Genomic DNA, 13,281 nt, shown 5'->3' with positions numbered 1-13,281 from the left:
CGCCATTCCTCACTGATGAGGTTCATCACATGGACGGCTTCTTCCAGCAGGCCAACATCGACGAGGTCCTCGGGCTGGGTCGCACGGCCACGCTGACCTGGCTGGCCTTCTTCGCGTTCGCGATGCTTGCGCTCTACGGCCTGTCCCTGCTCAGCCGCGACCGGGAAGCGGTCGCGGAACAGCGCGAGTACCGGCGGCACCGTCGCCGGCACCGCCAGCGGCTGCGTGCCGCGCGTGCCGTCGCGGCCCGCGCCGGCGTCCCGACCGCGGCCGTGGTCTCCACGCCGCTGCCCGGCGAGGCGCGGGTGTCGACACTCGACGAACTCCAGCGGTACGCGAACGAGATCGCCACCGCGGCCCTGCACGCGGAGCAGACCGCGGCCCGCTGCCGCACCGAGTGGGAGGCGGCCGAGCGCATCCAGCAGTCCGCCTGGCGTGCGCTCCAGCACGCCACCGACGCCGCCGAGCGGGCGAACAAGGCGTCCGTGTTCCCGTCCGTGGTGGACGAGATCGAGCAGTCCAGTGCGGAGCCGACCGCGGCGGAGCTGGAGGAGCGGCGCCGGCACCTGCGGCGCGCGGCGACCCGCGCGTTCCACCGTGGAGAGATCCGCTACGACCAGCTCAGCGCCGTGCTCTCGTTCGAGGGCGAGTGGTCGCCGAGCCTGTCCCCGCTGGAGCACGAGCGGTCGCTGCTGCGCCTGGCGCAGGAGCGGCTGGCCGCGGCCTACCAGGAGGCGACCCGGGTCGAGCGCCGCGCGTGGGAGGTGGCCGCGACCGCGTCCGCCGCCAAGACCAGCCTGGCCCGGGAGGCGACCGAGGCGGAGCTGACGGCGTCGCTGGCCGCCGCCGAGGCCGCCGCGCCGAAGGGGCTCGCGGCGATGCTGGCCAAGGTCGGCGCGGTGCGCCTGCCGAGGCCGGGTGGCGACGGCCGGATCCGCCGCATGGTGATCCCGGCCGCGCCGGTCAGGACCGTGGAGACGGTGGAGACCGTGCTGCCGGCCGCGCAGCCGGTGGCCGCCGAGGACATCGAGGTGACCACGGACCTGTCGTCGCTCACCACCGCGGAACCGGCCCGGTCCGAGGACGTCGAGGCGACCAGCGACCTGACCGCGATCGCGGCCGAGGTGGCCGCGTCCACCACGGACGTCACGGAGGTCGTGGAGACCAGCCCGGCCACGGACGCCACGGTGGTCGCGGATTCCACGGCCGCTACGACGGCCTCGTCCGGCGCGCAGAACGACGCCGGCGCGGAGAACCGGGATCTCGCCGGGACCGGGCCGGCCGAGGCCGTGTCCGCGACGACCGCGGACCTGGACGCGACCGTCGAGTGGGAGATCGAGGCGAGCGCGGTCGTCGCGGCCGCGCAGGCCGAGATCGAGGCGGCCGCGTCGCGCACCGAGGACGCCTCGCCGGAGGACGCGGCCGCGCTCGCGCCGGCCTCGCTGCCGGTGATGGGCATCGCCCGGGTGCCGCTGCGCACGGTGCCGGGCATCCCGCTGCCGGCCACGCCGAAGCCGGGCATCCCGGCGCCGCGCGCCGCGGACGCGCGGTCCGGTGACGCCCCGACCGTGTCCGCGCGGGCCGCGGTGACCGCTCCGGGTGCCGTGGTGGCCGGGCGCGCCGCCGTGGTGACGCCGCGCGTGGTCGCGGTGGTCGGTGCGAAGGAGAAGGGCGAGCCGGCCGCCGACTCGGACGACGACGACCCGACGAACACCACGATCCCGGCGATGGCCTCGCGCTGACGCCGGCACGGAACGCGAACGGCCGCCCGGAGACCCGGGCGGCCGTTTCCGTCCTACGGCTTCCGTCCTACAGCGAGACGACGACCGCGCTCTCCGGCGGCAGCTCGACCACGTCGCGGGTGAGGACGGTGCCCGGCTCGGTGGCGAGCAGCACGGACCGGGGCACCGCGCGCAGGCTGATCCGCTGCGTGGCCGGCGCCAGGTTCGCCGCGACCACGCAGTCGCCGCGGCGCATCACCACGTACTGGTTGCCGTGCCACACCTGCACCCGGTCGAGCCGCGGCTCGGACAGGTCGGGCCGCGACTTCCGCAGCGCGATCAGCTTGCGGTAGATCTCCAGCATGGCCGCGTGCGCGGGCTTGCCCGGCTCGGCCCAGTCGAGCTTGGAACGCTGGAACGTCTCCGGGTCCTGCGGGTCCGGGATGTCGCTCTCCGCCCAGCCATGACTGGCGAACTCGCGCCGCCGGCCGTTCGCCACCGCCGCCGCCAGCTCCGGCTCGGGGTGGCTGGTGAAGTACTGCCAGGGCGCGGTCGCGGCCCACTCCTCACCCATGAAGAGCATCGGCGTGTACGGCGAGGTGAGCAGCAGCGTCGCGCCGACCTTGAGCAGGCCCGGGGAGAGCGTGCTGGAGAGCCGGTCGCCGATCGCCCGGTTGCCGATCTGGTCGTGGTTCTGCAGGTAGGCGACGAACCGGTGGCCGGGCACGAGCGAGCGGTCGATCTGCCGTCCGTGCCGCCGCTGCCGGAAGCTGGAGAACGTGCCCGCGTGGAAGAACGCGCCGGTGAGCACGGTGGCCAGGCAGTCCAGCGAGCCGAAGTCCGCGTAGTAGCCCTGCCGCTCGCCGGTGAGCAGCGTGTGCAGCGCGTGGTGGACGTCGTCGTCCCACTGCGCGTGCAGCCCGTACCCCCCGGCCTCGCGCGGGGTGATCAGGCGCGGGTCGTTCAGGTCGGACTCGGCGATCAGCGAGAGCGGGCGCCGGAGGTGGGTGGAGAGCGCCTCCACCTCCGCGGCCATCTCCTCCAGCAGGTGCACGGCGCCGCGGTCGGCGAGCGCGTGCACCGCGTCCAGCCGCAGGCCGTCGACGTGGTAGTCGCGCAGCCACATCAGCACGCTGTCGATGATGTAGCGGCGGACCTCGTCGGAGCGCGGGCCGTCGATGTTGACGGAGCTGCCCCACGGCGTCTGCGTGCCCTCCAGCAGGTACGGCGCGAACATCGGCGCGTACGCCCCGGACGGGCCGAAATGGTTGTACACGACGTCGAGGACCACCCCCAGCCCGCGCGCGTGGGCGGCGTCGACGAACCGCTTCAGCCCGTCCGGCCCGCCGTAGCTCTCCTGCGGCGCGAACCAGCAGACGCCGTCGTAACCCCAGTTGTACTCACCGTTGAACGCGGCCACCGGGAGCAGCTCGACCATGTCGACGCCCAGCTCGACCAGGTGGTCGAGGCGGGCGATCGCGGCGTCGAACGTGCCCTCCGGCGTGAACGTGCCGACGTGCAGCTCGTAGAGGACGCTGCCGGGCAGCTGCCGCCCCGTCCAGCCGCTGTCGGTCCAGCCGAACGCGGCGTGGTCGTAGACCCGGCTGGGCCCGTGCACGCCGGCCGGCTGCCACGGGCTGCGCGGGTCGGGCAGCGGCCGGTCGTCGTCGCCGTCGAGCAGGAAGGCGTAGTCGGTGCCCGGGCCGGCCTCCGGCACCTCGAGCCGCCACCAGCCGTCCTCGGCGCGCTTCATCTCCCGCACGTCCCCGACGTCACCGCCGCCGAGGCGGAGCCGGACGCGTGAGTCGGGGGCCCACACGGCGAAATTCGTCATCGAATCAACACGCTTTCCGGCCGCTATCCGCGCCTGATCAGAAGAGCCACGGGATATGTGTCCAGCACCTCGGCGAGCGTCAACCGAGAACCACTGTAGTCGCGTCCCGTGAACGAATCGATGTATTCACGGTCGGGAAGTTTCAGCGATGTTTCACCCCAACCGCCTTGACGTGCGAGTCCCATCGGGAGCCTGGTCGCGACGACGCAGGCTCCGCCGCGGTCGAACGCGATCGCGTGCGCCGCGGCCGGGCCCTCCACCTCCAGCGGCGTGTAGCCGGTGAACAGTTCCGGGCGGTCCCGGCGTGCACGCAGCGTACGGCTGGTGACCAGCAGTTTCGCGGCACCCGAGGAGTCGATCCCGGGCAGCTCGCCGCCGTCGATGCGCTCCAGCATCTCGCGCCGGGCCGTGAAGTCGACGGGCCGGCGGTTGTCCGGGTCGACCAGCGAGTTGTCCCACAGCTCGGTGCCCTGATAGACGTCGGGAATCCCGGGCATGGCGAGCTGTACGACCTTCTGGCCGAGCGAGTTGACCCACCCGGAGAAAGTGATCGATTCGGCGAACTCGGAGATCTCCCGGCACAGTTCGGAATCGTCGTAGACCCGGTCGACCAGATTGGCCAGCGCGCGTTCGAAATCGGTGTTCGGATCGGTCCAGCTCGTGGAAGTTCCAGCCTCGCGGGCCGCTTTCTCCACGTACGCCTTCAGTCGTTCCCGCTCGATCGGCCACGCGCCGACCGCGGTCTGCCACAGCAGGTGCGCCAGCGACGGGTCGCCGAAACCGGACGCCTCGGTCCACCGGGTCGCCATCTCGGCCCACTCGCGCGGCACCTCGGAGAGCACGGCCAGCCGCGCCCGCACGTCCTCCGAGCGCTTGGTGTCGTGCGTGGAGAGGCTCGTCATCCCGGTCTCCGTGCGGGCCGCCGCGGCCGCGTGGAACTCCGCCGGCCGCACGCCGAACCGGTCCGGGTCGCCGCCGACCTCGTTCAGCGCGACGAACCGGGTCCAGCGGTAGTACGCGGTGTCCTCCACGCCCTTCGCCATCACCGCGCCGGTGAACTGCTGGAATCGGACGGCCAGCTCGTCCACCGGGTTGCGCAGGCGCGCGGTGAGCGCGTCCAGGCTGCGGCCCATGCCGGGGCGGCGGCGACCGGCCTCGGAGCGCGCCTTGGCCAGGTGCCGGGCGCCGTCCGGCAGGTAGGACCGGTAGACCGGGAAGTCCGCGGCCAGCTCGGCCAGCCCCTGGCGGGCACCGGACACCTCACCGGCCAGCCGGGCCAGCCGGTTCAGCTCCGCGGCCAGCATGCGGGTGGCGGCCGCGTACTTGGTGCCGTGGGTCAGCTCCGCCCAGGAGACGCGCTTGCCGGTCAGGTGGTGGTCGAGCCCGGTGAACGCGGGGGCGGCGGCCGGGTCGATGAACAGGCCGCAGACCTCGCGCATCGCGTCGTACCCGGTGGTGCCCCCGATCGGCCAGTCGGGCAGCTTCTCGCCGGTCTCCAGGATCTTCTCGATCACGATCCACGCGTCCGGCGCGGCCCGGCGCAGCCGGCGCAGGTAGTCGGCCGGGTCGCGCAGGCCGTCCGGGTGGTCGACCCGGATGCCGTCCAGCTCGCCGTCGTTGTACCAGCGCAGGATCTCCGCGTGGGTGGCGTCGAAGACGGCCGGCTCCTCCACCCGCAGCCCGGCCAGCGTGGTGATCGCGAAGAACCGCCGGTAGTTGAGGTCGGTGTCGCCGCGCCGCCAGTCGACCAGCTCGTAGTGCTGCCGGTCGTGGATCTCCTGCGGCGTGCCCTCGCCGGTGCCCGGCGCGACCGGGAACCGGTGCTCGAAGTAGTGCAGGTCGCCGTCCTTGAACTCCAGGTCCGCCAGCGGCTCGCCGGTGTCGGCCAGCACCGGCACCACCAGCCGGCCCCGGGTCCAGTCGATGTCGAACCAGCTCGCGTACGGCGAGTCGCGGCCCAGCCGGAGCACGTCCCACCAGGCCGGGTTGCTCGGCGGGTCGGCGATGCCGGCGTGGTTCGGGACGATGTCGACGACCAGCCCGAGCCCGGCCGCGCGCAGCGCGTCGACCAGCCGCCGGCGGCCCTCCTCGCCGCCCAGCTCCGGGTTGACCCGGGTGTGGTCGGCGACGTCGTAGCCGTGCGCGGAGCCGGGCACGGCGGCCAGCAGCGGTGCGGTGTAGCAGTGCGTGACCCCGAGGTCGGCGAGGTAACCGGCGATGTCGGCGGTGGCGTGCAGGTCGAATCCGGGCCGGACCTGGACCCGGTACGTGGCTGCGGGCGTTTTCATTGTCAGACCGTCCTGTCCAGCACGACGAGCGAACGATCCGGCACCCAGAACCGGCCGCCGGCCTCGGCGACGACGGGGTTGTCGGGTGACGGGTCAGCGGTCTCTATGACCTTCTCCCACTTCTGCCCGTACTCGGTGGGCGGAAGCGTGAATTCCAGGGGTGCGTCGTGCGCGTTGAAGCAGAGCAGGAACGACTGGTCGGAGTGCCGCTGGCCGTACTGGCCGCGCTCCTTGATGCCCTCGCCGTTGACGAACAGCGCGACCGCCCGGCCGAAGTCGTTGCCCCAGTCGCCGTCGTTCATCTCGCGCCCGTCCGGCGTGAACCAGGCCAGGTCCGGCAGCGCCTCGCCGCTGCCGCGGCCGCCGACCGGCAGGCCGGTGAAGAACCGCCGCCGCCGGAACACCTGGTGCTTCTTCCGGAACGCCACCAGCGTACGGGTGAAGTCGAGCAGTTGCTCGTCGACGTTCTCCCAGTCGATCCAGGCGATCTCGTTGTCCTGGCAGTACGCGTTGTTGTTGCCCTGCTGGGTGCGGCCCAGCTCGTCACCGTGCCCGATCATCGGCACGCCCTGCGACAGCATCAGCGTGGCCAGGAAGTTGCGCCGCTGCTTCGCGCGCAGCTCGAGCACGCCCGGGTCGTCGGTCGGGCCCTCGACGCCCGAGTTCCACGACCGGTTGTGGCTCTCGCCGTCCCGGTTGTCCTCGCCGTTCGCCTCGTTGTGCTTGTCGTTGTACGCCACCAGGTCGTGCAGCGTGAACCCGTCGTGGCAGGTGACGAAGTTGATGCTGTGGAACGGGCGGCGGCCGTCGTCCTGGTAGAGGTCGGCGGAGCCGGACAGCCGGGACGCGAACTCGGCCAGCGTGGCCGGCTCGCCGCGCCAGAAGTCCCGCGCGGTGTCCCGGAACTTGCCGTTCCACTCCGTCCACACCGGCGGGAAGTTGCCGACCTGGTAGCCGCCCGGGCCCACGTCCCACGGCTCGGCGATCAGCTTGACCTGGCTGATCACCGGGTCCTGCTGCACCACCTCGAAGAACGTGGAGAGCCGGTCCACCTCGTAGAACTCGCGGGCCAGCGTGGCGGCGAGGTCGAAGCGGAACCCGTCGACGTGCATCTCCTGCACCCAGTACCGCAACGAGTCCATGATCAGTTGGAGCGTCGTCGGGCCGCGCATGTTCATGCTGTTGCCGGTGCCGGTGAAGTCGACGTAGTACTGCCGGTCCTCCTCGGAGAGCCGGTAGTAGGCCGCGTTGTCCACGCCCTTCATCGACATGGTCGGGCCGAGGTGGTTGCCCTCCGCGGTGTGGTTGTAGACCACGTCGAGGATGACCTCGATGCCCGCGGTGTGCAGCGCCTTCACCATCCCGCGAAACTCCTGCACCTGCTGGCCGAGATAGCCGAGGGCGGAGTACCCGTGGTACGGGGCGAAGAAGCTGATCGTGTTGTAGCCCCAGTAGTTGCGCAGGTTCAGGTCGTGCAGCCGGTGGTCGTGCACGAACTGGTGCACCGGCATCAGCTCGATCGCGGTGATGCCGAGCTTGAGCAGGTGTTCGATCATGGCCGGGTGCGCGATGCCGGCGTACGTGCCGCGCAGCTCCACCGGGATGTCCGGGTGCCGCTTCGTCAGGCCCTTCACGTGCGCCTCGTAGATCACCGAGTGGTGGTACGGCGTGCGCGGCGGCCGGTCGTTGCCCCAGTCGAAGTACGGGTTCACCACCACGCCCTTGGGCATGTACGGCGCCGAGTTGATCTCCGACATCCGGCTCGGGTCGTCGAGCTGGTAGCCGTAGAGCGCGGGGTGCCACTGCACGTCGCCGTCGACCGCCTTGGCGTACGGGTCGAGCAGCAACTTGTGCGGGTTGCAGCGGGCGCCGCTGCCGGACGGGTCGTACGGGCCGTAGACGCGGTACCCGTACCGCTGGCCCGGCTGCACGCCCGGCAGGTAGGCGTGCCAGACGAACGCGTCCACCTCCTGCAGCTCGATCCGCTGCTCCGCCCCGATGTCCCACTCGTCGAACAGGCACAGCTCCACTGACTCGGCGACCTCGGAGAAGATCGCGAAGTTGGTGCCGGTGCCGTCGTACGTTGCACCCAGGGGATAACGACGTCCTGGCCATGTCTGCATCTGTGCTGCTCCCCCTCGCCGTCGCGGACGCCCGCGAACCCATCCTCGCCGGATCGGACCCGCACCGCCGCGACGCCACGCGACGGTGATTCCGGACACCCGTACCCCCGGCCCGCGCGTGTGCGCGTGCCGAAGGGCGAGGCGCTTATGCCCCGAGAGTCACCGCGTTAATCCACCCAGTTGCAACGAGCGGATTTCGCGCGCCGTACCACTGAAGTTCCTCATGGACGGGAGCCAAAATCTTGCCGAGAAGCTGCTAACGTCGAGCGCATCGCCTGCCAACATTGGGTCCTCACCTGCCAGTGAAGACCCCGATGGGTCGTGTCGCGATCCAATCGATCACAGAGGGCTCGTGCTGTTGAACGCACCGCTGATCTTCGGTCCCCAGGTGTGCGCCTCCCTGTCGGAGGGAGCCGGCGCGTCCCGCGAATGGCTGGTGCCTGACGGCGTCGGGGGTTACGCCATGGGCACGGTCTCCGGCCTGCGCACCCGGCGGTACCACGCGCTGCTCGCGGTGGCCGACACCGCGCTCACCGAACGACACGTCGCACTGGCCGCGCTGGACGCCACCGTGACACTCCCGTCCGGAGCCCGGGTCCAGCTGTACACGCACGAGTGGGCGTCCGGTGCGATCGCGCCGGCCGGCCACTCGTACCTGGAGCTGTTCGAGCTCGCCGACGGGCTGCCGCGCTGGCGCTGGCGGATCGGCGACGTGGTGCTGGAACGCGAGCTGGCGATGGCGCACGGCCAGCCGTCGCTCGGCGTGGTGCACCGCCTCATCTCCGCGCCCGGCCCGGTGAAACTGTCGCTGGCCGCGATGTGCACCTGGCGCGACGCGCACGGCGAGCGCCGGGCCGACGGCGCCCCGCTGGCCGTGGAGACCGTGTCCGACGGTGTCGTGGTCGAGAACGCGTACCGGCTGGCCGGTCCCGGGTGGACGGCCGCCGGACAGTGGCACCTGGACGCGTTCGCGCGCGCCGAGGCCGAGCGCGGGCTGAACCCGGTCGAGGACCTGTGGCACGCCGGCTCGTTCACCGCCACGCTCGAGGTCGGTCAGGCGCTGGAGGTGTCGGCCTGGGCCGGCGACCTCGGCGAGCGCCCGCCGCCGGCCGCCACCATAGTCGCGGCCGCGCACGACCGCGCGCACAAGCTGGTCACCGGCGCGGACCCGGCCGACTCGACCGCGGCCGTGCTCGCGCTCGCCGCGGACGCGTTCATCGTGGACACCGCGAGCGGCCCGGACGTGGTCGCCGGCTACCCGTGGTTCAACGCCTACCTCGGCGACACCATGACGGCGTACGAGGGACTGTTCCTGGACACCGGCCGGGGCTCGGAGGGCGCCGCGCTGCTCCAGGCGCGTGTCACCGCCGCGGTCGAGGCCGCCGACGCCGGCCTGCAGCACGACCCGGTGGACGGGCCGCTCTGGCTGGTGCACGCGGTCGAGCGGCACGTGACCCGGCTCGGCGACACCGACCTCGCGGCCGCGCTCGTCGACCCGCTCACCGACCTGCTGCTCCGGCACGTCGGGCTCGGCCCGGCCACCCGCCCGGCACCGCGCGAGCAGCGGCCGGAGGAGGCGCGGTCCGCGCTGGCCGCGATGCTGCAGACGCCGACCCAGGCACTCACGCCGATCCGGCCCGCCCAGCGGCAGGCGCCGGTGCTGCTGGTCAACGAGAGCGACGGCCTGCTCCGGCACGACTCCGAGCGCAACGCGCTGACCTGGATGAACGCGCGGCTCAACGGCGTCGCGGTGACGCCGCGCACCGGCAAGCCGGTCGAGGTGAACGCGCTCTGGGTCAACGCGCTCGCCGGTCTCACCGGGATGCTCCGCGCGGTCGGCCGGGAGAACGCGGACCTCAGCAAGGCGCACGAGACCGCGCTGGCCTCGTTCCAGCAGCGGTTCGTCGCGGAGGAGGGCTGGCTCTACGACGTGGTCGACGCGCCGCCCGCGCTCTACCCGCTCGGCGGCACCGCTCACGACGACGCCTGCCTGCGGCCCAACCAGCTGCTCGCGTTCAGCCTCCCGCACGCGCCGCTGCGCGGCGAGGCCGAGCCCCAGCCGATCAACGTGGCCGGGTCCGCGCTGCTCACGCCGATGGGCGTGCGCTCGCTCGCACCGGGTGAGTTCGGCTACATGGGCACGCACCGGGGCAACCGGATCGTCCGGGACGCCGCGTACCACCAGGGTGTGGTCTGGCCCTGGCTGATCGGCCCCTACCTGGACGCGTGCATCGCGGCCGGGCTGCCCACCGACGGTGTGCTCACCGGCCTGGAGGCGCACCTGGGCGAGTGGGGGCTCGGCTCGGTCAGCGAGACCGCGGAGGGTGACGCGCCGCACGCGGCCACCGGCTGCCCGTTCTCGGCCCGTTCCGTCGCCGAACTGAACCGCATTCGCCACCGTCTCTGACCTGCGTTTCCGAGGCGCCGTCCGATCATCCGGACGGCGCCTTGATCTGTCCGATCCCCGGTTTCGCGGCCCGGCCACGCGGTCGATATTTGAGTGCCCCTACTCATCCGGCGGGGGCGCGGGCTGCGGGAGGCTACGGCGCATGATCATGACTCGGGTGGGCATCACGGCCGCGGCCTCCGCGCTGCCGGAACGCGAGGTGGCGACCGCGGACCTGCAACGGCAGGTCTCCGACGCCAGCGGCCTGCGCCTGCCGGACGGCATGTTCGAACAGCTCACCGGCGTACGGCGACGCCGGATCGCGGGCGACGACGAGTACGCGTCCACGCTCGCGGTGACCGCCGCCCGGCGGGTGCTCGACGACGCCGGCCTCGACCCGCTCGACGTCGACGTGCTGCTCTTCGCGTCCGCCAGCCGGGACATGGCCGAGCCGGCCACCGCGCACATCGTGCAGGCCGCGCTCGGCTCGCGGGCGCACGCTCTGGACGTGACGAACGCGTGCAACAGCTTCATCAACGGCATCGACCTGGCCCGGTCGCTGATCATCGCGGGGCGGGCCGGGCGCGTGCTGGTGGTCACCGGCGAGACCCCGACCCGCGCGATGCGGCCCACGCTCACCGGCATGCACGAGCTACGGGACGCGTTCGCCGGCTACACGTTCGGGGACGGCGGCGCCGCGGTGCTGGTCGAGACCGTGCCCAGCGGCGGCATCCTGGACATCGACACGGATACCCACTCCGAGCACTGGCGGGTCGGTGGCATTCCCGGTGGCGGCTCGCGGCTGCCGCGCGGCGACGAACACACGTACTTCAGCGGCGAGGGGCACACGCTGCGCGCGGTCTTCGAGAAGGTCGGCGCCGGCATCTTCGAACGCGTCGCCGCCCGCACCGGCCTGGACTGGGACGACTACCGGCACGTGCTCGTCCACCAGGTCACCGGGCCGTACCTGGAGCGGTTCGTGGAGATCACCGGCGTACCCACGGCCAAGCTGGTGCCGACGCTGCCGACGATGGGCAACCTGGCCAGCGCGAGCCTCGGCGTACAGCTGACCCGCGTCTTCCCCGGCCTTCGCCCCGGCGACCGGGTGCTGCTGGCCGGCCTCGGCGGCGGCATCAGCATGATGACCATGGTCTGGGAGAAGGCCTGATGCTCGACCGGCTGCGCGTCGCACTGGCCCGCGACACCGACCGCCCGGCCGTGCTCGGGACCACGCTCACCGGCCGGCCCCGCGTCCGCGCCACGCGCGGCGACCTCCACGACCTGACCGAGGGGTACGCGCGGGCGCTGCACCACCGCGGCCTGCGCGCCGGTGACACGCTCGGCGTCGCGGTCGTCCCCGGCCCGGCCGCGCTCGCGCTGATGCTGGCCGCGCACCGCCTCGGCGTCTGCACCGCGATCCTCGACCCGGCCGCCGGACCGGACGTGCTGCTCGCCCGCCTCCGGCTCGCGTCACCCGCGCTCATCGTCGCGGACGGCGCCGCGCAGGCACTCGCGTCCTGGGCCGCGCCGCTCGCCCGGCGCGTCCAGCTCGCACTGCCCGCGCTCGGCGACCTGGCCCCGGTCGTCACGCTCGGCCGCCGCTGGCCCGGCTCCGCGCCCGCCCTGGAGATCCCGTCCGGGGGTACGCCGCCGCCGGTGTTCGACGGGGACGGCGACGCGGTCATCGTGTTCACGTCCGGCACCACCAGCAGCCCCCGCGCGGTCGTGCACGGCCGGGCCGGCCTGGACGCGGGCATGCGCGCGGTCACCGACCTGGTCCGGCCGGTGCCCGGCACGCCGGTCGCCGGCGGCACGTTCTTCGTGCTCGCGCCCGCGCTGGCCGAGGGCGCGCCGGTCGCCATGCCCGCGAGCCGGCCCGCCACGCTGGCCCGGCAGCTCGCCCGGCTGGCGCCGCAGGCCACCTACCTGACGCCGCCGGAGCTGCGGGCCGCGCTGGACGCGGGCGCGCGCTTCACCGGGCGGGTCTACAGCGGGTCCGCGCCGGTGTCGGCCGCGCTGATGTCCCGGGTGCGGCAGGCCGGCGCGGACGAGGCCTGGGGCGTCTACGCGCTGACCGAGGTCTTCCCGGCCGCCGCGGTCGAGTCGCGCGAGAAGATCGCCTTCGCCGCCGCCGAGGACGGCGACCTGCTCGGCGCGCTGCTGCCCGGCGTCTCCGCGCGCAAGGACGCGGGCGGCGTGCTGGAACTGCGGGCGCCACAGATGTGCCACCGCTACCTCGGCCGGCCCCCGCACGACTGGGTCTCCACCGGCGACCTCGCGCGACTCGAGGCCGGCCGGGTGATCCTCTCCGGGCGGGCGAAGGACATGATCCTGCGCGCGGCCGAGAACATCTACCCCGGCCTGTACGAGCCGTCGCTGCACGTGCCCGGCGTGGCGCTGGCGCTGATCGTCGGCGTGCCGGCGTTCGACCAGGACGAGGCCGTGGCCGCGGTCATCGAACTGGAGCCCGGAGCGTCCGAGTCCGCGGTCCGTGGCGCGCTGCGCGGACCGCTCGCCCGGATGGGCGAGGCCCGCCCCGACCACCTGGTCTTCGCCCCGGTCCCGGTATCCGGCCGCTCCCGCAAACCCGACCGCGCGGCCGCCTCCGCGCTGGCCGCCCGCACCATCCCCGGCCGGCGCCGATGAGCCCGGGCGCCTCCGCCGGCCCGGGACCGGGCGCAGCGTCCGCCCACGCGCCGCTGCGCCCGGGCGAGCGGCGGCAGGCCGGCGCGGATGTGCCCCGGTCGGCGCTCGCCGCAGGGCCACGCGGCGGGACGGTCCGCGCCGGTAAGCAGAGCGAAGCGGCGTGGAACCCGGGTCCGGCGGCCCGCGTCCCGGTGCGACACATCCCGGCGTCCGGCGCGGGCAGGCAGGGCATGGGTATCACCGGCGGAGACCACATCCGCCGCGACGCCATGCGCCGGTCCGG

Annotated in this window: 7 protein-coding genes; 4 read left to right on the top strand and 3 right to left on the bottom strand. The window is 73.2% G+C overall.

The window, feature by feature from the left end:
- Positions 1-29: 29 nt before the first annotated feature.
- Positions 30-1,742, top strand: a complete 1,713-nt coding sequence (locus tag J2S44_RS29070) for a hypothetical protein (protein WP_310420385.1) — start codon at positions 30-32, stop codon at positions 1,740-1,742.
- 67 nt (positions 1,743-1,809) lie between these two features.
- Here the strand turns inward: J2S44_RS29070 and treZ are convergent, their stop codons facing one another.
- From treZ to glgX, 3 genes are read right to left on the bottom strand one after another with little or no spacing between them, the layout of a single operon-like run.
- Positions 1,810-3,555: a malto-oligosyltrehalose trehalohydrolase gene (gene treZ / locus J2S44_RS29065; RefSeq protein WP_310420383.1), complete on the bottom strand. Its 1,746-nt coding sequence runs from the start codon at positions 3,553-3,555 to the stop codon at positions 1,810-1,812.
- A gap of 23 nt (positions 3,556-3,578) precedes the next feature.
- Positions 3,579-5,843, bottom strand: a complete 2,265-nt coding sequence (gene treY / locus J2S44_RS29060; RefSeq protein WP_310420381.1) for a malto-oligosyltrehalose synthase — start codon at positions 5,841-5,843, stop codon at positions 3,579-3,581.
- A gap of 2 nt (positions 5,844-5,845) precedes the next feature.
- On the bottom strand, positions 5,846-7,966 hold the full coding sequence (glgX, locus tag J2S44_RS29055) for a glycogen debranching protein GlgX (RefSeq protein ID WP_310420379.1): 2,121 nt from the start codon (positions 7,964-7,966) through the stop codon (positions 5,846-5,848).
- Between the two features lie 352 nt (positions 7,967-8,318).
- Between glgX and J2S44_RS29050 the strand changes: the two genes are divergently transcribed.
- The 3 genes from J2S44_RS29050 (at position 8,319) to J2S44_RS29040 (ending at position 12,998) form a co-directional block, all read left to right on the top strand.
- Complete coding sequence (locus tag J2S44_RS29050) at positions 8,319-10,373, top strand: amylo-alpha-1,6-glucosidase (protein WP_310420377.1); 2,055 nt, start codon at positions 8,319-8,321, stop codon at positions 10,371-10,373.
- Between the two features lie 142 nt (positions 10,374-10,515).
- Positions 10,516-11,520, top strand: coding sequence for a 3-oxoacyl-ACP synthase III family protein (locus J2S44_RS29045; protein WP_310420375.1), 1,005 nt, complete (start codon positions 10,516-10,518; stop codon positions 11,518-11,520).
- On the top strand, positions 11,520-12,998 hold the full coding sequence (locus tag J2S44_RS29040; RefSeq protein ID WP_310420373.1) for an AMP-binding protein: 1,479 nt from the start codon (positions 11,520-11,522) through the stop codon (positions 12,996-12,998). The genes J2S44_RS29045 and J2S44_RS29040 overlap by 1 nt, the downstream gene beginning before the upstream one ends.
- Positions 12,999-13,281 lie beyond the last annotated feature (283 nt).

It is taken from the genome of Catenuloplanes niger, assembly GCF_031458255.1.
Classification (GTDB): Bacteria; Actinomycetota; Actinomycetes; order Mycobacteriales; family Micromonosporaceae; genus Catenuloplanes; species Catenuloplanes niger.
This window is presented reverse-complemented; position numbering and strand designations above follow the sequence as displayed.